Annotated in this window: 29 protein-coding genes; 16 read left to right on the plus strand and 13 right to left on the minus strand. The window is 23.7% G+C overall.

The genetic code is table 4. The features are described 5' to 3' along the window. Genes SPIRDC1_RS07400 through SPIRDC1_RS07405 form a run of 3 tightly spaced genes read right to left on the minus strand, consistent with a single transcriptional unit; the run spans position 1 to position 654 of the window. Entirely contained in the window at positions 1 to 189 is a 189-nt protein-coding gene (locus SPIRDC1_RS07400) for a hypothetical protein (protein WP_174481232.1), read from the minus strand. Then, positions 189 to 314 carry a hypothetical protein gene (locus SPIRDC1_RS10360; protein WP_255495984.1) on the minus strand — a complete coding sequence of 42 codons (126 nt, stop codon included), beginning with the start codon at positions 312 to 314 and terminating at the stop codon, positions 189 to 191. Before SPIRDC1_RS10360 ends, SPIRDC1_RS07400 begins: the two co-directional genes overlap by 1 nt. Position 315: 1 nt before the next feature. Beyond that, positions 316 to 654: a hypothetical protein gene (locus SPIRDC1_RS07405; protein ID WP_174481233.1), complete on the minus strand. Its 339-nt coding sequence runs from the start codon at positions 652 to 654 to the stop codon at positions 316 to 318. Between the two features lie 129 nt (positions 655 to 783). Here SPIRDC1_RS07405 and SPIRDC1_RS07410 point away from each other — a divergent pair, with 129 nt between their 5' ends. Further along, on the plus strand, positions 784 to 1,779 hold the full coding sequence (locus SPIRDC1_RS07410) for an IS3 family transposase (protein WP_174479968.1): 996 nt from the start codon (positions 784 to 786) through the stop codon (positions 1,777 to 1,779). A gap of 63 nt (positions 1,780 to 1,842) precedes the next feature. Here SPIRDC1_RS07410 and SPIRDC1_RS07415 read toward each other — a convergent pair whose 3' ends face one another. Both SPIRDC1_RS07415 and SPIRDC1_RS07420 read right to left on the minus strand, forming a co-directional pair. Further along, complete coding sequence (locus SPIRDC1_RS07415; protein WP_174481234.1) at positions 1,843 to 4,800, minus strand: SMC hinge domain-related protein; 2,958 nt, start codon at positions 4,798 to 4,800, stop codon at positions 1,843 to 1,845. Between the two features lie 1,010 nt (positions 4,801 to 5,810). Beyond that, complete coding sequence (locus SPIRDC1_RS07420; RefSeq protein WP_174481235.1) at positions 5,811 to 6,188, minus strand: hypothetical protein; 378 nt, start codon at positions 6,186 to 6,188, stop codon at positions 5,811 to 5,813. A 311-nt stretch (positions 6,189 to 6,499) separates the two neighbouring features. On the opposite strand from SPIRDC1_RS07420, the gene SPIRDC1_RS07425 reads away from it, so the two are divergent. After that, positions 6,500 to 7,495 carry an IS3 family transposase gene (locus SPIRDC1_RS07425; RefSeq protein WP_174481236.1) on the plus strand — a complete coding sequence of 332 codons (996 nt, stop codon included), beginning with the start codon at positions 6,500 to 6,502 and terminating at the stop codon, positions 7,493 to 7,495. Between the two features lie 16 nt (positions 7,496 to 7,511). Further along, positions 7,512 to 8,054 (plus strand): hypothetical protein, encoded by a 543-nt coding sequence (locus SPIRDC1_RS07430; RefSeq protein WP_174481237.1) that lies wholly within the window; start codon positions 7,512 to 7,514, stop codon positions 8,052 to 8,054. Position 8,055: 1 nt separating this feature from the next. Here SPIRDC1_RS07430 and SPIRDC1_RS07435 read toward each other — a convergent pair whose 3' ends face one another. From SPIRDC1_RS07435 to SPIRDC1_RS07445, 3 genes are all read right to left on the minus strand, one after another. Then, positions 8,056 to 8,490 carry a hypothetical protein gene (locus tag SPIRDC1_RS07435; RefSeq protein WP_174481238.1) on the minus strand — a complete coding sequence of 145 codons (435 nt, stop codon included), beginning with the start codon at positions 8,488 to 8,490 and terminating at the stop codon, positions 8,056 to 8,058. A 343-nt stretch (positions 8,491 to 8,833) separates the two neighbouring features. Next, positions 8,834 to 10,603, minus strand: coding sequence for a ribonuclease J (locus SPIRDC1_RS07440; RefSeq protein WP_174481239.1), 1,770 nt, complete (start codon positions 10,601 to 10,603; stop codon positions 8,834 to 8,836). A gap of 178 nt (positions 10,604 to 10,781) precedes the next feature. Further along, on the minus strand, positions 10,782 to 12,896 hold the full coding sequence (locus tag SPIRDC1_RS07445; RefSeq protein ID WP_174481240.1) for a polyribonucleotide nucleotidyltransferase: 2,115 nt from the start codon (positions 12,894 to 12,896) through the stop codon (positions 10,782 to 10,784). A gap of 105 nt (positions 12,897 to 13,001) precedes the next feature. On the opposite strand from SPIRDC1_RS07445, the gene SPIRDC1_RS07450 reads away from it, so the two are divergent. Beyond that, positions 13,002 to 13,337: a rhodanese-like domain-containing protein gene (locus SPIRDC1_RS07450; protein ID WP_174481241.1), complete on the plus strand. Its 336-nt coding sequence runs from the start codon at positions 13,002 to 13,004 to the stop codon at positions 13,335 to 13,337. A gap of 1 nt (position 13,338) precedes the next feature. Here the strand turns inward: SPIRDC1_RS07450 and SPIRDC1_RS07455 are convergent, their stop codons facing one another. Genes SPIRDC1_RS07455 through SPIRDC1_RS07465 form a run of 3 tightly spaced genes read right to left on the minus strand, consistent with a single transcriptional unit; the run spans position 13,339 to position 15,010 of the window. Further along, the gene (locus SPIRDC1_RS07455) at positions 13,339 to 13,737 is read right to left on the minus strand and encodes a PTS sugar transporter subunit IIB (protein ID WP_174481242.1); all 399 of its coding nucleotides are present in this window, start codon (positions 13,735 to 13,737) and stop codon (positions 13,339 to 13,341) included. Between the two features lie 38 nt (positions 13,738 to 13,775). Beyond that, positions 13,776 to 14,591: an NAD(+)/NADH kinase gene (locus SPIRDC1_RS07460; RefSeq protein WP_174481243.1), complete on the minus strand. Its 816-nt coding sequence runs from the start codon at positions 14,589 to 14,591 to the stop codon at positions 13,776 to 13,778. A gap of 23 nt (positions 14,592 to 14,614) precedes the next feature. Continuing rightward, the gene (locus SPIRDC1_RS07465) at positions 14,615 to 15,010 is read right to left on the minus strand and encodes a Spx/MgsR family RNA polymerase-binding regulatory protein (protein ID WP_174481244.1); all 396 of its coding nucleotides are present in this window, start codon (positions 15,008 to 15,010) and stop codon (positions 14,615 to 14,617) included. Between the two features lie 400 nt (positions 15,011 to 15,410). On the opposite strand from SPIRDC1_RS07465, the gene SPIRDC1_RS07470 reads away from it, so the two are divergent. After that, positions 15,411 to 15,830 (plus strand): hypothetical protein, encoded by a 420-nt coding sequence (locus SPIRDC1_RS07470; protein ID WP_174481245.1) that lies wholly within the window; start codon positions 15,411 to 15,413, stop codon positions 15,828 to 15,830. 50 nt (positions 15,831 to 15,880) lie between these two features. Here SPIRDC1_RS07470 and SPIRDC1_RS07475 read toward each other — a convergent pair whose 3' ends face one another. Next, complete coding sequence (locus SPIRDC1_RS07475) at positions 15,881 to 17,497, minus strand: hypothetical protein (RefSeq protein ID WP_174481246.1); 1,617 nt, start codon at positions 17,495 to 17,497, stop codon at positions 15,881 to 15,883. A 190-nt stretch (positions 17,498 to 17,687) separates the two neighbouring features. Between SPIRDC1_RS07475 and trpS the strand changes: the two genes are divergently transcribed. The 4 genes from trpS to SPIRDC1_RS07495 all read left to right on the plus strand — a co-directional run bounded on the left by trpS (position 17,688) and on the right by SPIRDC1_RS07495 (position 20,506). After that, positions 17,688 to 18,713 (plus strand): tryptophan--tRNA ligase, encoded by a 1,026-nt coding sequence (trpS, locus tag SPIRDC1_RS07480; protein WP_174481247.1) that lies wholly within the window; start codon positions 17,688 to 17,690, stop codon positions 18,711 to 18,713. 12 nt (positions 18,714 to 18,725) lie between these two features. After that, a complete protein-coding gene (locus tag SPIRDC1_RS07485; protein ID WP_174481248.1) occupies positions 18,726 to 19,601 on the plus strand; it encodes a Cof-type HAD-IIB family hydrolase in 876 nt (291 codons plus the stop codon). A gap of 564 nt (positions 19,602 to 20,165) precedes the next feature. Further along, the gene (locus SPIRDC1_RS07490) at positions 20,166 to 20,360 is read left to right on the plus strand and encodes a hypothetical protein (RefSeq protein ID WP_174481249.1); all 195 of its coding nucleotides are present in this window, start codon (positions 20,166 to 20,168) and stop codon (positions 20,358 to 20,360) included. After that, complete coding sequence (locus SPIRDC1_RS07495; RefSeq protein WP_174480752.1) at positions 20,360 to 20,506, plus strand: hypothetical protein; 147 nt, start codon at positions 20,360 to 20,362, stop codon at positions 20,504 to 20,506. The genes SPIRDC1_RS07490 and SPIRDC1_RS07495 overlap by 1 nt, the downstream gene beginning before the upstream one ends. A 90-nt stretch (positions 20,507 to 20,596) precedes the next feature. Here the strand turns inward: SPIRDC1_RS07495 and SPIRDC1_RS07500 are convergent, their stop codons facing one another. Next, entirely contained in the window at positions 20,597 to 21,835 is a 1,239-nt protein-coding gene (locus SPIRDC1_RS07500) for an IS256 family transposase (RefSeq protein WP_174479940.1), read from the minus strand. A 320-nt stretch (positions 21,836 to 22,155) separates the two neighbouring features. On the opposite strand from SPIRDC1_RS07500, the gene SPIRDC1_RS07505 reads away from it, so the two are divergent. From SPIRDC1_RS07505 to SPIRDC1_RS07530, 7 genes are all read left to right on the plus strand, one after another. After that, on the plus strand, positions 22,156 to 22,530 hold the full coding sequence (locus SPIRDC1_RS07505) for a PD-(D/E)XK nuclease family protein (protein WP_174481250.1): 375 nt from the start codon (positions 22,156 to 22,158) through the stop codon (positions 22,528 to 22,530). Next, positions 22,520 to 22,750, plus strand: coding sequence for a hypothetical protein (locus SPIRDC1_RS07510; RefSeq protein WP_174480022.1), 231 nt, complete (start codon positions 22,520 to 22,522; stop codon positions 22,748 to 22,750). Before SPIRDC1_RS07505 ends, SPIRDC1_RS07510 begins: the two co-directional genes overlap by 11 nt. Positions 22,751 to 22,846: 96 nt before the next feature. After that, positions 22,847 to 23,068, plus strand: a complete 222-nt coding sequence (locus SPIRDC1_RS07515) for a hypothetical protein (RefSeq protein ID WP_174481251.1) — start codon at positions 22,847 to 22,849, stop codon at positions 23,066 to 23,068. Then, entirely contained in the window at positions 23,061 to 23,252 is a 192-nt protein-coding gene (locus SPIRDC1_RS07520; protein ID WP_174481252.1) for a hypothetical protein, read from the plus strand. The genes SPIRDC1_RS07515 and SPIRDC1_RS07520 overlap by 8 nt, the downstream gene beginning before the upstream one ends. Positions 23,253 to 23,261: 9 nt before the next feature. Further along, positions 23,262 to 23,396 carry a hypothetical protein gene (locus tag SPIRDC1_RS10365; RefSeq protein ID WP_255495985.1) on the plus strand — a complete coding sequence of 45 codons (135 nt, stop codon included), beginning with the start codon at positions 23,262 to 23,264 and terminating at the stop codon, positions 23,394 to 23,396. Next, a complete protein-coding gene (locus SPIRDC1_RS07525) occupies positions 23,389 to 24,234 on the plus strand; it encodes a recombinase RecT (protein WP_174481253.1) in 846 nt (281 codons plus the stop codon). The genes SPIRDC1_RS10365 and SPIRDC1_RS07525 overlap by 8 nt, the downstream gene beginning before the upstream one ends. Positions 24,235 to 24,489: 255 nt before the next feature. Continuing rightward, positions 24,490 to 24,636 carry a hypothetical protein gene (locus tag SPIRDC1_RS07530; RefSeq protein ID WP_174481254.1) on the plus strand — a complete coding sequence of 49 codons (147 nt, stop codon included), beginning with the start codon at positions 24,490 to 24,492 and terminating at the stop codon, positions 24,634 to 24,636. Positions 24,637 to 24,780: the final 144 nt, after the last annotated feature.

The following is a 24,780-nucleotide window of genomic DNA, read 5'->3' on the forward strand; positions in this document are numbered from 1 at the left end:
CTAATCACCTCCCTCCTCTAATTCTTTTCTTGCTCTTTCTTTACGCTTTTGTTCTTTACAATACCAACAATCTGGGTCAATTACGTTGTGTTTTTTATGTTTAAATTTTCAAATTATTTTTTTAATAGTACCTTTAAAAGCCCAAGCAGTACCAAGCACAGCAATTATCACAACTATTCATTTAACCATTATTTTCTACCTCCTAAAAAACTATCAAAACTCATATTTTCATATAATCTTTGTTCAAAATTTCTTTTTGCCTTTTTCTTATGCAACTTTTGTCTTGACATATTTTTTCATTTATCTTTTTTCATTTTAAACACCACCTAATGTATAAGCATAAGAATAATCCCAATTTAAACTTGCTCTATCTAAATTAATCTCCGACATACTATCATCATTTAAATCAACATCAACCATACTGTCATCTGTACTTTGATAATCATTAACACTAGAATTAATTAATCTTGTTCTTTCATCTGTAAATATTTCTTGTAATTCTGTATTATTATGTGTATTTCCTAACGGTAATAATAAAGTATTAATAATCTCACTTGCACCAGCAATTATAGTAGGTACTGCATAAGAATTATTAAAATCATTATTTATACCCATAGCAACACCACTACTAATCAAACAGCCACCAGTAGCCATATTACAAATCTTTCTTATTTTTTGAAATCTATTAGGGCTACTTAGCCCTTTTTACTAGACCATTAATTTAAAAAAAACTTGAATGTATTCGAAAAACAATTGTGTTATACAATTAACACTAATTTTGACATGAAAGGATTTTTAATAATGGATAAAATTAAACAAATAGCATTAGTAATTAACAAGTTAAATATCAAACAAAAAATTCAAATTATTGATGATAGCAAAAACCAATATTCAATTAGATATCTTTGCCAACATCTTCAACTAAACCGATCAACATATTATTTTGTAAAAAACAAACAAAACCCTATTAAAAAAGAAAAAAATCAAATTAGTAATTGTACACATAAATATCAAGAATTATGCCAACTTTTACTTGAATTTCATTTTACAAGAAAAGGACAAATTTATGGCTATTTACGAATTTTTTCAGCATTTAAAGAATGATTAAAACAATACAAACATATTATTTTAAATCTAGAATTATCAACAAAACAAATGCGAAAAATTATGAAAGATCACAATCTTCAAGGATTAAAACAAACTAAAAATAACTATCCTAAAAACAAAAAAAATCCAAATAAGTGAATACCTACAATGGATAAAGTAAACAAAGATTATAAAAGTACAACCTCTTCAAATCAAATTTGATCAATGGACACTAAACAAATAAATACTAAAGAAGGTTGATTATATCTTTTTGTAATTATTGATTTTTATTCAAATAATATTGTAAGCTATAATACATGTTCAAACAAATCCTATCAAGATTTAATCCTTCCTGCACTTGAAAAAATAAATCAACAATTCTCTTGAAACCAAGTAAAAAACGTTATTTTACACTCAGATAACGCCAACGAATTTTATTGTCAAGACATCACAAATTGAGCTGCTGATAAGCAAATAATTTTAAGCAAAAAACAACCTTATGATATTGGTGGCAATGTAATATCTGAAAACTGATTTTCTCATTTATCTCAAGAATGACTACCTAAAGGTTCAAATCAATATTTTTCTCTCAATGAAGCTATAAATGATGTAAACCAATATATTATGTTTTATAATTACGAAAGAATACATTCTAAATTTCTAAAACCACCAATTTCACAAATAAAAATTTAAAACTGTCTATCCAAAAGTGGTCCAGTATTTAGGGCTAACCACCTTTTTAATATAACATAAAATTTAAACGACATAATTAACATTTTTCGCTGATTTATCACTTTCAATAATTTTTTTAGCATCTGCTAATTTAATGGCTACCATTTTCGTAATTCCTTGATTTTGCATAGTTGTACCATATAATACATCACAATTTTCCATTGTGCCTGGACGATGAGTAACAATAATAAATTGTGTATATTGTGAAAAAGTACGAACATATCTAGCAAAACGCTCTAAATTTGCTGGATCCAATGGTGCTTCAACCTCATCTAATATTGTCAATGGCAACGGCTTGACTTTTAAAATAGCAAATAATACTGCTAATGCAACTAATGATTTTTCACCACCTGATAATAAGTTTAAATTACTAATTCTTTTACCAGGAGGATTAGCAAGCACTTCCACACCTGTATTTAAAATATCATCAGGTGATGTATATCGTAAACTACAAGTTCCTCCACCAAATAAATTTTGAAATGTTTCGGGCAATACCATATTAATAGCTTTGATTGTTTCATCAAATTGCGTTACCATAACATTATCCATTTCATCAATGGCTGTTAACAACGATTGTGATGCTAATTGTAATTCATCATGTTTAGTTTTTAAACGTAAATAACGTTCATTTTCATTTTCAAATTCTTCAATAGCATTAATATTTACAAATCCTAAATCTTCAATTTCACTACGTAATTGTTGTACCAAATTACGTGCTTGTTGTTCATCTGCTAATGGTTCACTATAATGTTCTCTAGCATATTCATAAGTTAAATTATAAGTTTCAACTAAACGTCTTAAATGTTGTTCTACTTTTGACTCCATTTTTACTTGTTCAAGCTTTTGATTATTTAATTTATCACTAGTCATAAAATGTTCTTGATTTAAACTATATAATTCATTTTCTAAACTTTGCATTTGTTCTAATAATTGATGTTTCTGTTTACGAATTAATTGTAGTTGACTTTTTATTGTTGCTTGATCATATTTAGAATTTTCATATTGAATAAAAATATCATTTAATTGGTTTGTAGTATCAATATCTAATTTTTTACCAGTTAATGTTTGATATTGAGTAGTTAATAATTGTGATTGATTAGTGATATCACTAATTTCACTAATCAATTTATTTATTGTTAAAGTAATTGTCAACTTTTGACCTTGATAATTATTTAATTCGCTTTCAATACTTGTTCTTTGGACATTTATATTAACTAATTGTTGTTCTAATGATTTAATTTCTTCTTTTAATTCAGAAACTATTAACTTTTCTTTAAAAACATTAATACTATTTTGATGTTGATAACCTCCAACAATAGCACCACCAGCTTTAATTAATTGACCATCTAAAGTTACACATTGGTATTTAGCAACAATTAATTGTGAAATAACTCTTGCACTTTCTAAGTCTTCACAAATAATAGTACGACCTAAAAGAAAATTAATAATCGGCTGAATTCTATTATCAACTGCTGTAACTAAATGATGAGCAAAACTTAAATAACCTGATTTACTATTAACAATAATTTCATCTTCTTTAGTCGCTGTTCGAACTTGAATTGAATTTAAAGGTAAAAAAGTGGCAATTCCCGCTTTATTTTGTTTTAAAAATTCAACAGCCTTGGTTGCATCTTTGTTAGTCGCCGTAACAATGTTTTTTAAAGTATTGCCCAATACTTTAACAATCGCTTCACTATAAAGATCGGGCACCGAAATTAAATCACTCACTACTCCAATGATACCATATAGTTTATCTTTATTATTTAAAATTGTTTGAACACCCAAATATTTTTGATTTTGTCGTTGTTGATAATTAATTACCGATTCTAATTGTGCTTTTTTTTCACCTAAACCACGATGAATATTATTTTGTCCTAAAATTAAATCTTGATGTTGAACATTTAGTTCTTCAAATAAATTATTAATTTTATCAAAATTTTCTTGTTCTTTTTTTTGTAAAAAAGTTTTTTGTTCAATAATAGTAAGCAAAGTTTCAATTTCATTTTTTAATTTTTCAACTTCTGTTTGATCTTTTATTTCACTTTGTTTTGTTTTCATTAACGATTTTTGTTGTTCTAAAACTTGCAATAAACTATTAACATTAGATAAATTCATTTCTAAACTATTAATGTTTTTATCTAAATCATAACTTTTATTTTTTAAAAATTTTAATTGTTGTTCATTCTTACTAATATTTAAATTAAGTTGTTGTTGTAAAATTTCATTATCATTTATACTGACTGTTGTAAGTTTTAATTGATTATGATATGTCTCCAAATCTTTAACAATAATAGTAATTTCATATTTTTTTAAATTATCACGTAATTCAACATAAGTTTTAGCTTTCTGTGCTTGTTTTGCTAATGGTTTAATTTTTCTACTTATTTCACTAATAATATCATTAACTCGAACTAAATTTTCATTAGTACGCTCTAATTTACGTAATGACTCTTCTTTCCTCTTTTTGTATTTTGAAACACCAGCAGCCTCTTCAAATAAAGTTCTTCTTTCTTCTGGCTTAGAATCAGCAAATCGTGAAACATTACCTTGACTAATAATTGCAAGTGAACCTTTAGCTAAACCTGTACCCATAATAATTTCTTGTACATCTTTTAAACGAACACGAGCTTTATTAATGTAATATTCATTTTCTGAACTATTACGAAAAGTTTTTCTAGTAATTTGTACTTCATTAAAATCAACTTTAAATATTTTATTAGTATTATCAAAAACTAAAGTAACTTGAGCACTATTTAATGGCTGTTTTCCTTTAGCACCATTAAAAATTATATCTTCACTATTTTCACCACGTAATGATTTAACTGATTGTTCACCTAAAACTCAACGAATAGCATCATTAATATTAGACTTCCCAGAACCATTAGGGCCAACAATACCTACAATATTAGTATCAAATTCTATTGTTAAAGGTTCTGCAAATGACTTAAAACCATATGCTTCGATTCTTTTTAAGAATGCCATCTTACCTCACCTATTTTAAAATATTAAAATATATATTTATATTTTACCATGAATCAGCTTAATATTTATTGTTAAGATTTAGCAGAAATATTACTTTATTTGCATTATTATTTGTTCTTTAATTGTTTTATAATAAAATTTATTAATTCACAAATAAAATAATGTAGTACTAATAATAGTACTAATAATTAACATTATAACTAAGATACTATTAATTCATAATGGAATTCCAATAATTGAATAATTAAAGTTGAGGATGTTATAAGGATAAATAAAATTTTTAACATCATTTGCTTGTAAAATACTGGCTCTAATATAAATATAAGTTAGATAAATAATTGGATAAATAATTACTAATATAAATTGTTTTTTAATATTGATATTAAATTTATTTTTTTTAAATGTTAAAATTAAAAAAATAATCATCAATATTGGTGATACTAAATGATCTAAAAAGGAACAAAATAAAGATAAATTATTCAATTTTCAAAATCAATTAAGTTCTAAATCTAACTTTGAAACACTATCAATAAATATCCCCACTCAAAAAATAAGGGCAGTAATAGTTATGTATATTGTTAAATTAATTTGACTATAAATATTAGTGAATCTATTTGTCTGCTCTTTTTGATGATAAATTAAATAAAATAAAAATCAAATATTAACAATAAATATTGTTTGAGAAGACCAAAATGATAACATTACATCAAAGTTTTGCAATACTATAGAATTATAAAAATTATCTTTATTAGTACTATTAACATATCAAAATTCAGTAAATACAGAAAAGATGATAGTCAATATTGATAAAATAAAAATTAATATACAATTTAATAATTTATATAAAAATCTTCAATCTTTAAATTTTTGCTTATATAATAAAAACACAAATTATTCCTCTTCGAAAAATAAAATCATATTTAATCAAGTATATAGGGACTTCGTCCCTCGCCACTACGTGGCTCACCCAAATTATAGTCCCAGTGAACCTACTGGGACTATAATCATTTTTATTTATCTTTACTTTTAGGTTTATCTTTTTTCTTTAAAATATTATCCAATTTATCCAAACCAGCAGACTTAATATCAGTATAAGTCATATCAATACTACTTGCTTCTTTAAGGTATTTCTTAGGTGACAATTCAGTTTTAAGTTCATGCACATAATGTAAAGCACGTGAATTATACCTTTTTAACCAATGTCTAGGAAAAAATAAAGTCATAGCCATTGCTTCACCACTATAACTTGGAGACATAATACCTCTTTTAATCATTTTCTTTGTTCTACGACGTGAAAACACTACTTTATTATAATCATCAATATTAGTATATAAATTAAGATTAAATATAACAATAAAACCCAAAAAACGCATACGTTTAACTTGCACAACATATTCTACTTTTTCTCTTGCTTGTACTGGTATTCTATTAGGGTGTTGTTCGCTACTTGCTACTTAGCCCTTTTTACTAGACCATTAATTTANTATATAAATTAAGATTAAATATAACAATAAAACCCAAAAAACGCATACGTTTAACTTGCACAACATATTCTACTTTTTCTCTTGCTTGTACTGGTATTCTATTAGGGTGTTGTTCGCTACTTGCTACTTAGCCCTTTTTACTAGACCATTAATTTAAAAAAAACTTGAATGTATTCGAAAAACAATCGTGTTATACAATTAACACTAATTTTGACATGAAAGGATTTTTAATAATGGATAAAATTAAACAAATAGCATTAGTAATTAACAAGTTAAATATCAAACAAAAAATTCAAATTATTGATGATAGCAAAAACCAATATTCAATTAGATATCTTTGCCAACATCTTCAACTAAACCGATCAACATATTATTTTGTAAAAAACAAACAAAACCCTATTAAAAAAGAAAAAAATCAAATTAGTAATTGTACACATAAATATCAAGAATTATGCCAACTTTTACTTGAATTTCATTTTACAAGAAAAGGACAAATTTATGGCTATTTACGAATTTTTTCAGCATTTAAAGAATGATTAAAACAATACAAACATATTATTTTAAATCTAGAATTATCAACAAAACAAATGCGAAAAATTATGAAAGATCACAATCTTCAAGGATTAAAACAAACTAAAAATAACTATCCTAAAAACAAAAAAAATCCAAATAAGTGAATACCTACAATGGATAAAGTAAACAAAGATTATAAAAGTACAACCTCTTCAAATCAAATTTGATCAATGGACACTAAACAAATAAATACTAAAGAAGGTTGATTATATCTTTTTGTAATTATTGATTTTTATTCAAATAATATTGTAAGCTATAATACATGTTCAAACAAATCCTATCAAGATTTAATCCTTCCTGCACTTGAAAAAATAAATCAACAATTCTCTTGAAACCAAGTAAAAAACGTTATTTTACACTCAGATAACGCCAACGAATTTTATTGTCAAGACATCACAAATTGAGCTGCTGATAAGCAAATAATTTTAAGCAAAAAACAACCTTATGATATTGGTGGCAATGTAATATCTGAAAACTGATTTTCTCATTTATCTCAAGAATGACTACCTAAAGGTTCAAATCAATATTTTTCTCTCAATGAAGGTATAAATGATGTAAACCAATATATTATGTTTTATAATTACGAAAGAATACATTCTAAATTTCTAAAACCACCAATTTCACAAATAAAAATTTAAAACTGTCTATCCAAAAGTGGTCCAGTATTTAGGCCTAACCACCACCACCACAAGAACTCCAATTGGAGTTAAAAAAACTGCTAAATTTGTTAAAGAACATTGTCAAAAATTTTATGAAAATATTGAACAAGCCAAAATCATTATTTGTGGTGATAGTGCAGGATCAATTAAAGAAGTTGCTGATTATTTAGGTGCACAGTTTGTTTTAGATAAATTTCATTTAATTAGAACATTATATCTTGGAATAATGGCTGGAAATAAAGAAAAATATTTAGAAGAATATAATCATTGTAAATATTTAATTAATAATGGTCAATATGAACAATTAATTAACTATTTATATAATCAATTAGATAATCATAAAAAATTAAAAAAACAATACTTTAAAAATAATAAAGAAGGTATTGAAAATCAAGGTGCAAAATGAAATATTGGTTGTTTTACAGAAACTAATATTTGACATGTTTTAAAAGAAATGCTTGGTAATAGAACATATAATATTTCAATTTATATTAAAATGGTTATTTTTAAATGTAATAAGATAAATTTAGAAACATAATTTAATGAACGTAATAATTACTTATTATTTCACAATTTGCAATAGCATCTCAAAAATTATTATTTTTGATTTTTACTTTTAAACAAATAATGAAAAAAGTTAACGAAATAGTAATAATTGTTAAAATTGGAACTAAAATATAACAAAAAATAATTCCAATTTTTAACTGAATTCAATTATTATAATTGTTATTATTTTCAGTAAAATAACATATAAAACTTGGAGAATGAATTAAAATATAATTCATACTTAAAATATTTAACAATTTAAATCCATGTATTTGTCTTAAAATTAATTTTGAATTTTTATCAATTTGTACATAATCATAGTAATTTGAAATACCTATTAAAATTAAACCAATAGTAATAATTATAATAGTTAAAATAAATAATGATACAGTTAATAACTGTAATTTTTTAAGTGCTTTAATTGTCATCTTTAAATTCCCCTTAATTTTATTTCATAAGTTTAACACTTACTAAACTTAATTATAAGTATTTTAGTTGCATTTAAGTTAAAAAAATGTATTATTTAAATACAATTTCATAAAAATCCAAATTATTTCTTGTCTAAATTTATAATAAGACTATATAGATTTAATTTATTCCGGATTTTTGACAATCTCCCTTGATAAAGTATTCATTATATTTAATACCAACTTTCTTATAAAAATTACAATAGTAAAAAAGTTTAATAAAAGTTTAAATTTTAATATATTTAAAAATACATACACATTAATAAAATTATATAAGTTAAGGTTAATGATATTATCATTAACCTTAAATTTCATTAACAACTGTTAAAATCATAGGTAACTTACCAGTTTCTTTTTTAATATAATCTTGTAAGTCATTTTTCATTTTAGTCTTAACTTCACTAAGACTAAAAGCATTATTAGTTTTATATTTTTCAATAACATTAATAATAATGTTTTGCAATTTTTTCAACATTTCTTCATTATTAGTTAAATAAACAACACCACGCATTTGTGCATCAATTAAAGAAACAATTTCTTTAGTTTTACGATTTATTGTCACTCCTGTAATTAAAATACCATCACGTTGTAATTGTTTTCTTTCACTAATAACAATTGAACCAATATCGCCAACACCAATGCCATCTACATATACATCACCAGTTTTTACTAAGTTATCTGTTGTTTTATTAGTAGCATTTTTATCATTAAAACGAGAAGGACGTGCAACATACTGTTTAACAAAATTATCAATTAATTTACCATTTTCAAAAGTAATAACTTCACCATTATCATGAATTAAAGCATTGTTATGTAATACACCAGCATCAATCGCTGCTGCTTGTGCTGCTACAAAATCTTTATATAAACCTTTAACTGGTAAAAAATATTTTGGTTCAATAATATTAACCATTAACTTAATATCTTCATAAGAAGCATTTAAACTTCAAGCTTGTTTTTCTGATATATTAATAACTTTAACATCAGTACGTGCTAAGTCATCTAATAAGGCTGCATGAGCCAATTCATTTCCTGGAATTGGTGGAGTTGCTAAAATTATTGTATCTTGGGATTCAAGTTTTAAATAATCATCATTACCAATAGCAATTTTATTCATTCTAGTAAATAAACGCTCACCACTACCAGTAACAATAACTACTGTATCTTTAGTACCAATTGTTTGTGCTAAATTAATAATTTGTGATTTATCAATATTGAAAGCGTTTAAATCATTAACTTTTAATAAAATATCATATAAAGTTGCACCATAAACTGCAATTTTACGTTTAGAGTCAGTTTCTTTAATAGCATTAAGAATTTCACTAACACGATATAAATCTTGATCATAACATGCAAGAATAACCCTTCCTGGTGCTTCTTTTAATACTGGCTCAATAATAGTTTGAATTTTATGCTTAGGAGCTGTAAAAGCTTTTCTATTGGCGCATGTTGCTTCACTAATTAATAATAAAACATCATTTTTAGAAACACTAGCTAAATGTTGAATATCAGTAGTAAAATCACTACGATGTTCACCATCAAAAATATAATCACCCGTATAAACAATTGTTTCATTTAATTTAATATTTTCACCATTATTTACAGTTAGAACAAAACCTAAACTACCTGGAATTGAAGTAGTTGTTTTAAATGTTTTAACAACAACATTACCAAATGATACTTTTTGTTCAGGCTCAATAGTTTTAATTATAATTTCATTTTGATTAATAAAACGAAAACGTTCTAATTTCTGCTTAATCATAAAATCAGTTAGTTTACTAGTAAAGATTGGAACTTTATACTCGGGTTTTATTTTATTAAAATCTTTTAAAATATAAGGTAGTGCTCCAAAAGCATCATCAGATGGTTTTGAAATAAATATACCTTGAATACGATGTTTATTTTCTTTTAAATATGTATAATCTGGAATAATAATATCAATTCCTAAAATTTCTCTTTCTGGGAGTCTAATGCCGGCATCAAATACAAATATCTTATCATTTACTTCAACAACATATAAGTTTTTACCACGTTCATCTAATCCACCCAGAGCAAATACTTTTATCTTTGCCATGTTTTCACCAGTTTTCTACTTTCTTTATTTTTATTTTATAAAATTTAATATCTTAGAAGAACATAAAAATTAAAACTTTAACTTAAATTCCCAAGATGCTGCTATATTATGTTATTAGTATTTTAACACTAATTTAATAATAAAACTGTAATTAATTTTCATTAAAAATAGTTTCAAATTATTTATCAATAATTTCTAAGCTAAGCTTACTATTATCTTCAACTTTAATTAGTCGAACTTTAATTATATCATTGATTTTAACGACATTATTTAAATTATCAATACGTTTATTAAATTTTTTTGAAAATTCTGAAATATGAATTAAACCATCAATCTTATCTTGTAAATTAACAAAAACACCAAAATTAACAATTTTTACAACTTTACTATCAAATTCAGAACCGATTTTAATTTGAACAGGATTAACAATACTTTCAATAATTTGTCAAGCTTTATCAATGGCTGATTGTTCATTATGATAAATCATCAATCGTCCATCATCTTCAATATCAATTTTAACATTATCACAGTCGGTAATAATTTTATTAATAACTTTCCCACCAACACCAATAATATCACGAATTTTATCAATTGGAATTAACTTTTGAATAATTTTTGGAGCATTAGGTGCCAATGTAGTTCTAGGTTTTTTAATTACTTCATTCATGTTTGCTAATACTTGTAATCTCGCAATTCTGGCTTTTTCCAAAGCTTGTGTAATAATATTAAAATCAATACCAGTAATTTTAATATCCATTTGTAAAGCACAAATACCATTAGCTGTTCCTGCCACTTTAAAATCCATATCACCTAAGTGATCTTCTAATCCTTGAATGTCAGTTAAAATTGTAAAATCTTTTTCTTCTTTAATTAAACCCATGGCAATACCAGCAATTGCAGCTCTAATCGGTACACCACCAGCCATTAATGCCATTGATGAAGCACAAATTGCTGCTTGTGAAGTTGAACCATTTGATGCTAATACTTCTGATACTAATCTAATTGTATAAGGAAAATCTTTTTCAAGAGGAATAATTTGTAATAATGCTTTTTCACCAAGGGCGCCATGACCAATCTCACGTCGTGAAGGAACACCCATTCTTCCGGTTTCACCAACAGAAAATGGAGGAAAATTATAATGATGAATAAAACGTTTATACTCTTCTTTACCTAATCCATCAATAATTTGATGTTCCGCAAGTGCACCCAAAGTTAAAACTGATAAAACTTGTGTTTCACCACGAGTAAACATTGCACTACCATGAACAATAGGTAAAACATCAATCATACTTGTTAATTTTCTAATATCATCTGCTTTTCGTCCATCAACTCGTACATTATTTTTTAAAATCATAGTACGCATTGCTTTTTGTAATAATTGATCAATACTTTTGCGTAAATTATGAATAGTTGTTTCTTCACCAACATTTAAAACTTCTTGATTAAATTTATTTTTAAAACTTTGAAATGTTTCTTCAACTAAATTTTTAATCAAGTTGCTTCGACTTTTTTTATCAACAGTAGTACTAATTTTACTAATTTGTGATTGACAATTTGTTTCTACAAATTGTTCAATATTAACAGGAATTAATGCTAACTGTGGCACAAATTTATTTGGTTTTAATTTTTCAATGATACTTTCTTGAAAAATTATTAATTTAATAATATGTTCATGTGCAAATTTTAATGCTTTAATCATATCTTTTTCTAAAATATCATGACATCCAGCTTCAACCATATTGATGGCATCTTTTGTTCCACCAACAATCAATTCCATTTTTGAATTTAATAATTGCTCTTGTGTTGGATTAAGGACAAGTTCATCATTTATTTTACCAACAACAACAGTAGCACTAGGACCCTGAAATGGCAAACTACTTAATCCTAAAGCAAGTGAAGTACCAAAAGCTGCATTTACTCTAACATCACAAGCATCATCTAACGCAAAAACATTATTTACAACTTGCACTTCATTAACAAAACCTTTTGGAAATAATGGACGGATTGAACGATCAATTAATCTAGCACATAGTGTTGCATATTCACTAGGTCGACCTTCACGCTTTAAAAAACCACCTGGAATCTTACCAACTGAATATAACTTTTCTTGAAAAACTATTTGTAATGGAAAAAAATCTTGACTATTAATAACTTCATTATATGATACAGTTGTTAATACAACTGTATTTCCATAAGTAATTTTTACTGATTTTTCTGCTAAATTAGCCATTGTACCTAATTCAACAATTAATTCATATTTTCCTTCTTTAAAAAGGAATTTTTCTTTTAACATTATTTACTCCTTAGCTTCCATTTTTTGTCGCAACTATGAGCATTATAGCATAATAAAATGTTAAAATAAGTTATAGAACAATTTTATTTTAGGAGGTCATAACTTATGTTTAAACATAAAATTCAAAATGAAATTTCAATTTCAAATAAAGAATTTGATAAAATTAAAAATAAAGCTTTAATTATTGATGTTCGTGATGTTGCTGAATATCAAATTTTAAAAAAAATAACAAATGATAATGGTGAACTTAATATTGTTAATATTCCTTACTATGATTTGATTAAAAATCCTAGTAAATATATTGAAAACAAAAATCAAGTGATTATAACTATTTGTAATGCAGGAAATCGTTCAACTGCTGCTGCACTAACACTCAGAGAATTGGGCTATACTAACACTTATGTTTTAATTAATGGTATTTATGGATATTACAAAAAATAACTTATTTCTCATTATTTAATTTAATAAGAACATTAATAGCAATACTTAAATTATTACAATAAGTTCCTAAGACTAAACTAACACTATCGTCTTGGTCTAAAATACCACGATTTTTAATTTTTTTAAGATTATTAAAATTAATTTTTGAATGATCAATAATCTCTACCTTAATTTTATTTGCTGTTGCTGTTGTCTCTTTAATATTATCAATTCCCCCTAAATCAACAATAAAATTTTGTAATTTAAATGGGAATTTTTGTGGTTTATTAATAGGTTTTGAATTACTTTCTTGTTGATTGTGTAATTTTTTAGCTGTACTAACATTTCATATTCAAATCCCAATACTGGCCACAGCAAATAACAATGCAATAACTAATAATACTATTTGTCAAATTGGCATGATTACCTTCCTTAATTAATATATTTTTAAATATTTTCTTAATCTTCTTGAATAAAAGCTTTTTTTATTTTAGCAAGTAAAGAATAATGATTAAGTCGATATTCTAAAACTTGTAACGTTAATTCTGATAATTTAATTGTTACCTTATCATTTAGTTTATCATTAAAATCAAAAGTATCAACAATTAATTTTCCAAAATCGCTCAATTTACTATCTTTTTGAATATTTTTCAAAGTAATTTCATGATTTTCATCCAAAATTAGTGATGAATTTAAACTGCGATAACTATTATTAGCTACTGGAGCAATTTCATGAAATTGCATTAAGTTATGATTTGAAATTAAAACAGCACCACCAAGTGATTTCATTAAACCCGTCGAACCAGTTCTTGTTGCAATAACTAAACCAGAACCACGAAAGTTTTCAAATAATTGATTATTAATTAACACTTGACATGAAAGAGTTGTTGTTAAGTTAACAAACTTAACTTCATTAATAGCATATAAAATCTTATTATTAATATTTACTTCTAATAATGAAAATTTATTTACTATTAAATTATTATCATTTTTATCAATTCACATTAATACTTTGTCAACTTCTGTGTTTAAAAAATTTTCATAAAAACCAAGATTACCACATTTAAAACTAACAAACTTAACAGTATTGAGCATATTATTATAATCATGAACAGCTTTTAAAAATGTTCCATCACCGCCAATAATAAAAACAATATCTGGAAAAGAAGTATCTTCAAGTGCTTTAAGGGCCAATAACTTGGCCCTTAATTTCTTAGCTAATGATTGAGAATTCTCATATTTATTAGCAATAATTGTAAATTTATAATTTTTCATCATGTATTCCAATCATATTTCAATTAAAATATTTCACAAGAATCTTCAAATTCGTTTTCAATAGAACCACGTAAAAATAATTCAATCTCATCTTCATTATAACCAATTTGAATACGTTGTTTATTTTCTTGAACAATAATTGGACGTTTTAAAACAGTTGGTGAAGTTTTAATTAAATCAAAAACTTGTAACATTGTTAACTTTTCAATATTAATAGCATGTGTTTTAATAAACTTTGCTCTTGTTGAAATAATATCACCAACACCATTTGGTACAAATCTTAATAATAATTTAATTTCAGTATCGGTCAATGGATTATGGATAATATTACGTTTAATATATGGAATTTTATGTTTATCAAAAAATTGAATAACTTTTTTTGAAGACAAACAACTTGGCGAAACATATATTTTAATCATGACAATACCCCTCTTTGCTTTTAGACTACATTTAATTTAAATACTCTTTTTTAAAATTAATATTTTTTTATCTTTAAAAGATAAAAGTTAATAAACTCTACATTACTATATAATATATATTTCCACACTATCTTTGACCAAACTTAGAAAGTAAGTACATGAAAGACCTTTTCCGCTATATCCTTCACCCACATATTATATCATATTATTTTTTGAAAAATAGATACTTTTATTCCTTAAATTTTATAAAAAAAAATTAACATATATTTTACTATCAAATTTTATTAATAATTTGAATTATAATATAATGAAGTTATAAAATTAAATTTTCTTTATTTTAAAGTAAATAATTAAAAATAAATAATTTTTATGCGTAAAAAAAACAAGGAGTTAACTAAACATGCCTATTCAAAATAATAACAGTAAATATTTTAAAGAATTCATAATTGGAACTATAATTAGTTCCACCGGAATATTATTAACTGGTCTTAGTTTATCAACTATTTTATTTTTTTATGATAATACAAGAAATGGAAAATCAATAAAAGATAAATTAAATACTATTTTAAATCCAAATAATTTAGTAGTATGCATAATGGGTTCTGTACCTTTAATTCATAGTTTAAACATAACACAAGTTGGTAATAAAAAAATAACAAATGCCACTAAAGGATTAGTAGAAAATATGCTAGTATCATTTTCAAAATCTAAAAAAAGAACTCCTTTATTAGCAAATAATGATGTAACGAACATCAATAACTTTGAATTACAAAACCCAGTCAATAATATAAATAATAAAGTAACAATTAATACTTTATAAATATTTATCTTTTAAAGACAAATAAAATTTAATTTAAATAGCTTAATAAATTAAACTGATCTTATCATAATTGATTCTGTTGTTATATCAATACCAGAATCGTTAGAATTACTCTTTTCTAAGAGTGGCTTTACTTTAGTAAATGGTTCTACTTCTGAAAGTTGTTTTTTTGTTTCAATTTCTACTTCTATATTAAAATTATCTAAACTAGAATCTGAAATAGATGATTTATTTTCATTAATTTTTATTTTTAATCCACTTTCTCTTACTATTAGTGTTTCTATATCTTTATCAAGTTTATCTAAACTAATGGCATTTAATGAATTTAATTTATCACTTTTTTCTTTTTGAAGTATTTCTAAATCATTTAATGGTTGCATATTTTCAATTGAAATATTTTTTAATTTTTCTCTTTGTTGTTTAATTTTTAGTATTGTATTTTCTAATAAAAATTGTTTTTGACTATTAGTCACTTTGAAATCTTCTATTTCTTTTCTTAGTACTATTTTGCTTAATTGTGTTTCTAATACTAGTCAATTTTCCTTTAATATATTTGTCTCTTTTTTATTTTTTAATATCTCATTAAACAAATCTTTTTCTTGTTTTATTTTTTTTTCATTTGCCATTCATAAATCAGTAATTTCTTTATTTATATTACTTCGATTAACAAATTCTTTATCTAATTTTTTTTGAACACTTTTGTAATTACAAAAAATGCCAAAAGTTAATAGTGAAATAACACGACGTCAAATACTATCTCTTCAATCTTGTAAAACTATAATATTTTGAAAAATATTTTCTAAATCTTTTAGTTTTAAACTAATATTTTCTTCATTACTTTTAATTTCTTTTTCTAAACAAGAAATTAAATTAGTTTTTGCATCTATATTGTCATTTAATGTTTTAATATTTAAATTTATTTCATCTATTTTTGTGATTAATTGTTCTTTAGAACTTTCATTATCATTCAAAATAGATTGTATTTGACCTTTATTTGCATCAATGTCTGTTGTTAATTGTTCCTTGTTTTTTTCTAATCTTTCAATTTCTAATTCAATTTCTGATTTTTGTTTTATTAATGCAATTAAATTTTCTAAACTTTGTAATTCCACTTTCAATTCTTCTTTTTTTAAAATTTCTTTTTTTAAATTTAATATTTTAGTTTTTTCTTCTTGTAATTTTGTCATATTTTCTTTTAATGCTTTTAAACTACCATTAAAAAAAGATGATTCTTGAATTATTTCTTTTAAATTAAATAATTCATTTCTAATTCTTTCTAAGGTTCTTCTGTTATCTACTTTGTCTAGATTTCTGTTTTTTATATCTTTATCAGTTTCTTTACTTTCAACTTCTAAAGTATATATATTTTCATTAACTGCTTTTAATTTATCAGTCATCTGATTAACGTATTGTTCAATAAATGTTTTTTTATCTTCACTATCTTTGATATTTCTTAATTGACTTTCAGCTTTCTTCAATATATCTTCTAGTTGTTTTCTTTCAAATTCAAAACTTGCTTGTTTTTCGGCAATATTTTGTTTCTTGATTTCTAATTCCTCAAGTTTTAACCCAAGAGTTTGAAGATATTCTTTCACATTGTTTCGATCTTTTATTTTCTTTAAATATTTTTGTAAATCATCCTTATATTTTTCTTCTCCAAATAACATAAAAAAAACTCCTTTATAAAGTAAAAACCCATTACTCTTAAAAAATAAAAGCTATGGGTCAAAAACTATTTTTAATTTATGTTTTTATTATATCAAAATCAAACAAATTTTAATATAATTAATTGAATTATTTAACTTTATCATTGATAATTAATTATATTAAAAAATTAATTTGGAGGAAGCAAAATATATGGCTCGTATTATATCTGGAATAACTAGCACTGGAAAATTAACTCTTGGTAACTATTTGGGAGCAATTAATAATTTTTTAAAATTGCAAGAAGAACATGAACTCTTAATATTTGTTGCAAATTTACATGGATTAACACTACCAATAAAAGCACAAGAATTAAGAGATAATATTAAAGATATTGCCGCTTGATATTTTGCTGCTGGTATTATACCGAATAAATCTCATATTTTTATTCAATCTGATGTTTTAGCCCATAGTCAATTAGGATATATATTATTATGTAATAGTTATGTCGGTGAATTAGAACGAATGACACAATTTAAAGATAAAATTCAAAAAATGACAAATCAACAAAATAAAACGATTAGTATTCCAACAGGTATTCTTACATATCCAGCATTAATGGCTGCTGATATTTTACTATATGACGCTGATTTTGTGCCAGTTGGTGTTGATCAAACTCAACATTTAGAATTGACAAAAACTTTAGCAACAAGAATGAATAACAATTATAAAACTGATTTATTCAAAATTCCTAAAATAATTATTGATAAACAAGCACAGAAAATTATGAGTTTACAAGAACCTGAAAAAAAAATGTCAAAATCTGATACTAATCTAAAAAATACTATTTTTTTAAGCGATAGCAAACAAGAAGTTACCAATAAAATTAAAAAAGCAGTTACTGATTCAGAAAATATTATTAAATTTGATCCAGAACATAAGCCTGGAGTTAGTAATTTATTAACTATTTATGCTAGCATTACTAAAAAAGATATCAAAACTTGTGAACAATACTTCAGTAATCACAATTATGGTTTTTTAAAAGAAGAAGTAATTAAAGTAATAAATGATTTATTAGAACCAATGCAAAAAAAACACCAAGAATTTATTAATGAAAAATCATCACAATTAGCAAAATATTTAGAAAAAGGTGCAAATTTTGCTAATAATATTGCTACTAAAAAATTAAACTTTGTTCAAGACACAATGGGTATTAATTTTATCGAGAAAGAAAGATAGGAGAAAGAGACAATGTCTTTATACAATAAAAAACAAAAACATTTAATCCTAGTTGATTTAGATGGTACTCTATTAAAAAGTGGTGGACGAGAAATTCATATTAATACTAAAAAAGCACTAATTGATGCTCAAAAACAAGGTCATATTGTTTGTATTGTCACTGGTCGACCTTATCGTGGATCAATTAAATTTTATCGTGAATTAGGTCTTAATACATTACTATGCAATTTTAATGGTGGCCATATTCATGATCCAAAAATCAAAAAATTCAAACGATTAGTTTTTCCAATTTCTGAAACAATTGTTAAACATATTTTAAATGAAGACTATATTTTTCAACAAATTGAAAACGCGGTTATTGAATATTACAACAAAGCAGTATGTTGAAAAAAAGATGATTTCTTTGAAACTTATTTTCATTTAGATACTATTGAAAATGATACTTTTACAATTAGTAAATTAATTCGTGATTGAAAAGGGAGCGCTAATGCCATTTTAATTGAATTTAAAGAAAATACTAATCTTGATCAAGTATATCGTGACTTGGAAAAATATTCAAACTCAATTAAGGTAAATACTTGAAATCGCTATGATAATAATAAACTAATCTTTGAAATTTCAAGTAAATTTATTGATAAAGGAATGACAGCTCGCATTTTGGCTCAATATTATAATGTTGATATTAGAGATGTTATTGCTTATGGTGATGAAATTAATGATAAAGAAATGTTGATGGAAGTTGGCTATGGTGTAGCAATGAAAAATGGTAATATTGTTATTAAAAGTATTGCCAATGATATTACTACTAAAACTAATGATGAGGGTGGCGTTGGTGATCATTTATCAAAATTATTAAATCTTTATGAAGAAAGTGAAATTTATATTTAATGGAAATGAAAATATATTAACTATTATTTGTATATTTGTAATATGATATAGTTTTTAAACATTAATATAGGTTTTTATTTAAAAAAGTTTTTTATAAATTTAATATACTAAAATAAAAAACCTATTGTTTTATTTTTCAAAACAATAGGACATTAATTATATTAAACTTCTACTAAATATAAATATTTTAATACTATTAGGACGCATTAATTTAATAGATAGATTTAGAAATAAAAAAGAACGATATAACTATCGTTCTTTTTTTGTTAAAAGATTAAAACTTAATAAAACTGTCGTAGAAGTCTAATAGTGAGTACTTTATGTAAATACTTCTATATCAGAATAAAAGAGCATTTAATGTTAAGCAAGTTAAAATGTTACACTGTATCGCTTAATGTAATTATAGATTAATTTGAATAGCCTTATTATGGCTCAGTAAATACCCCATTAATCTAATTAACAATTACATTTGTATTATTTAAGAAAATAGGGGGTTTATATATAAATACATACCTCATTAACAATATCATAACACAATAAATAAAATAAAGGAGAAAAATAAATATGACATACGTTTATTTAATAAAATATAAAGTTAATTATACATTTGAAACGAAATATAAAGCCTTTTGCACTTTTGTAGAGGCTACTAATTTTCATAAAAATTATAAACATCATTTATTAGAAGATGCATATATTATACATTATGAAATATTAGTATTAGAAATTGATATGCATTGTACAGAAGAAAAACATTAATGAAAGGATTAATAATTATGGAATATAGAGAATATAGAATGGTTGGTTCTTGTGATAGATGTAGAAAACAATCTTCAATTGGTAATAGATTATGTAATAAATGTTTTTGAATATTAATAGGTAGAAAAAAAATATGAGTAAATTAATTTTTAAAAAAGAAACTCATCAATATTTTTTAGAAGATAAAGAATTAATGAGGCTTTTTAGTAATCTGTGTTTCTTTGTTTTACAAAGTACTAGTTCAGATTAATTCTGTCTTCAAATTTTATCATAAAATGAGCAATTGCTGTATTTCAATTTTGAATAGGCAATGTTCATTTTTTTGTGATATTTTCAATTGCTAAGTAAAAAATTTTAAAAACTGCCATATCATTAGGAAAAACTTTTTTATTTCTAATAACTTTTCGTAATTGGCTATTAACAGATTCAATAGCATTTGTAGTATAAATTACCCTTTTAATTTCTGCTGGATAACTAATAAAAACCATTAAATTTTCTCAATTTTTATATCAAGATTTAGCAATTTGTGGATATTGTTTATTTCATTTACTTTCAAATGATTCTAAAGCTTGCATTGCTTGTTCTTCACTACATGCTGTATAAATTGGCTTTAAATCGATAACTAGAGACTTTCGATGTTTGTATGAAACATATTTTAAGCTATTTCTAATTTGATGAACTATGCATAATTGATGTTCAGTTTTAGGATAAACTGATTGTATTGCCTCTGACATGCCTGTTAAATTATCACTACAAGCAATAAGAATATCATTTAAGCCTCGATTTTTCATTTCTGTAAAATTATTTAATCAGAATTTAGCACCTTCATTTTCACTAATTCATAAACCTAAAACATCTTTTTTACCTTCTAAATCAACTCCTAAAGCTATATAAACTGATTTGTTAATAATACGTTTATCCTGACGTACTTTAACTACGATACAATCAAAATAAATGATTGGATAAACACTATCTAATGGACGATTTTGCCATGCTTTGACATCATCAATGACATCATCAGTAATTTGACTAATTACGCTTTCGCTAATATCTGCGCCATCATATAACTCTTGCAACTGCATTCTAATATCTGATAAAGTCATACCTTTTGCATATAGTGAAAGAACTTGTTGATCAAAACCATCAAATCTTCTCTGTCTTTTTGTGATTATTACTGGTTCAAAATTACTATTACGATCTCTTGGTACATCAATTTCAATTTTACCTTGTTGAGTTATTAATTTTTTTGATGTTGTACCATTACGAACATTGTCATTATTACTGCGTTGATTTCTTTCGTGTCCTAAATAATTTTGCATCTCAGAATTCAACATTTTTTCTACCAATCGTTTAGTTAATTCTTTATATAAGCCTCCCTCTTTAAAAACTGTTGTTAAATCCTCAGTATTTTCTAATAATAAATCTACTGCTTTTGATATTGGATCATTGTTATTAAGATTATCTTTTTTAGCCATCTGTAACTCACTCTTTCTAGATATATAAATTATATTTACTAGAATTAATTAAACATAGTTATTTTTGTAAGTCACACAGATTACTAAACATTCCCGAATTAATATCTGTTTCTAGAATTATTGATAATTATTTAAGTTTTGATTATAGTCATATAGCACCAGAAGTATTAAAAAATGCTTCAGTTCGTGGTAAATGAGTTCATAAACTTAATGAATTATATTTACAAAATATTAATGAAGAAAATATTATTAATAATTTATTAAAAAAATTAAAACCATTAACTAATAATATAAATTATTCTTATTGTAAAAAATCACTTATGTTTTTAAAAGAAAAATTTAAAGATAAAAATAATTATGAATTTATTATAGAAAAACCTATTAATGATAGTGTAATTGCTGGAACACCAGATTTAGTTTATTTAAATAAAAAAGAAAATAAATATTATTTAGTAGATTATAAAACTTATGCTTGTATTGATGATGATAAATTAAAAAGAATTAAATTACAATTAACTGCTTATTATTGTATGTTACTTGCTAAGGGTATATGACCATCTAATAAAACTTATGTTTATTTAACTAATAAAAATATTCAAAAAGAAATAGAAATTGAAATAACTAATGAATTATTACTTGAATGATTTAAGGTAAAAACAAAATATTTTAAAGGAGAAGATAAAAATGGAATATAAATTAGAATATTGTAAAAATAAAAAATGTAATTTTAATCAATTATTAGTTAAAAATATTAATGCTAGAATTGAACTTTTAGAATATCAAATTGAAGAAATTAATTTAAGTCAATTAAATTTATGAGAATTAGATGTTTTAAGGGGTCAAATTAAAGAATTAAATATTTTGAAAAATAATATTAAAGAATGATTAAGAAGAAATAAAAATGAACAAATGTAATTTTTTATACTATTGCCATGAACATCAAAAATACGAATGTTGTCAAAACAATTTATGTTGAGATTGTAAAAAATTAAATTAATAAGGAGAAATAAAATGAATAGAAAAGTAAAAAAAATTATTTGTGCTACATCAGTAATCACAGATGAACAATGAAATTATGAAGAAATAAAAGATAACTTATTAAGTATATTATTAAGTTTTAAAAATGAAATTCAATATAAAAATTGAAATAAAATTGTAAAAAAAGAATTTGAAGAAAATGATATAGATTTTATTTTTAAATTTAGATTAGAAAAAAATGATAAAAATGATTAATGAAAAATCAATTAAAGAAATAAACATTTATTCTTGTAATTCACTTGAATTTGATAAATTACCTAAAAAATTAGATAGTAATCAAAATAATTGAATTGTTATTAATAGTCATTTAATAGTTAATCCTAGTAAAAATATTGAAGTACATTTAGATAATAGATTTAAAACAATTAAAAAATGATAGGAGTAAGTTATGGATAAAAATAAAAAAAGTTCTGGTATGGATAAATCAATTTTAATTTTATTAAAACACTTAGGAAAAATTAATAAAAAATTAGATGAAATTTTAGAATTATTAAATAAAAAAGGAGAAGAAAATAATGAGTAATAATACTAAAAATGAATTAAAAATTCCTAATTTTATTAAAAGTAATAAAGAAGAATTATTAAAATTTAGAAATTATTATGAAATGATTAGAAATTCTAGTAAAGATTTAAGAAATATGAATCAACAAAGTTTATTTAATGCTTTATTTAATTTATATAAATTAAATCTTTCAATTAATCCTATTAAAAAAGAATTAGCATTAATTCCTTATGGTGATGAATTACAAGTTCAAATTCAAGAAGATGGTTGATTAACATTATTACAAAGAACTGGATTAGTAATGGATTTTCAAAGAGAAAAAATAACATCAGCACATAAATTTAATAAAGAAAATAATAAATGAGAAATTAATCCAGCATTAATTTTTGAAAGAAAAACTATTACTACTATTGGTTATTATTGTTATATTTCACTTTTAGATAAAAATGGTAAAATAAATAATTTTTATAAAGGAATGACTGTTGAAGAAATTAATCAAAATAAAGATAAATATGGCAAAACTTATAATAAACATAATAAAGAATGAAAATTAAATCATATATGAACTTCTGCTTTTGACCAAATGGCTTTAAAAACTGTTGTAAAAGCATTAATTCGTGAAATTAATAAAACACCAATTATAGTATTAAATAATCAAGATGATATTAATTTAGCACTTCAATTAGACCAAGGTGTAGTAATTGATGAAGAAACAATTGCTTATAAAGATAATACTGGAGATGAAGTTAAAATTATTAATTCAAATAATAATATTGATAATACTGATTTAAATTCTGCTTTATCTAAATTAAAAGAATTAGAAAAAGAAGAAGAAATTATAGAAAATTTTGAAGTGTAGTATGAATAAAGAAAATTAATTATTTGATTAAAAAAGCAAATTAGTATTTGCTTATGTGATTCTTAAAAGAAGCAGGTAAACTTACTGCTTATTATAAAGTACTTGAATTTATAGAAAATGGTGAATTTGATAATGACTAAACAAGATATTTTAGAAATAATAGATAAATTAAAAGAATTAAAAAATTTAGATGGAATAACTATCAATATAAAAATTGAAGATATTAATATTGAAAATAATTAAGGAAATAAAATAATGAAATGTCATAAATGTTTTAGAAGAGCTTCAACTAAACTAACTAATCGCATTATAAAAAATCATAAAAATGAAGATAAGGATTTAGAATTTGAAATTTATTTTTGTTCAAAACATTGAATCAAAGAAATCAAAATAAATAATTAATATTTAGGCATTTGACATATACTGTTCTTAATTTAATATAACTCCTATTTTTTACCCGCTTATTTAACCGCTTATTTAATATGTCAATGTAAGTCCTAAATTTTATTTTATACAGAACGAAACTATAGAATTATTAAAATTTGG

The sequence above is a fragment of the Spiroplasma endosymbiont of Danaus chrysippus genome, assembly GCF_902809815.1.
Lineage (GTDB): Bacteria > Bacillota_I > Bacilli_A > Mycoplasmatales > VBWQ01 > Spiroplasma_E.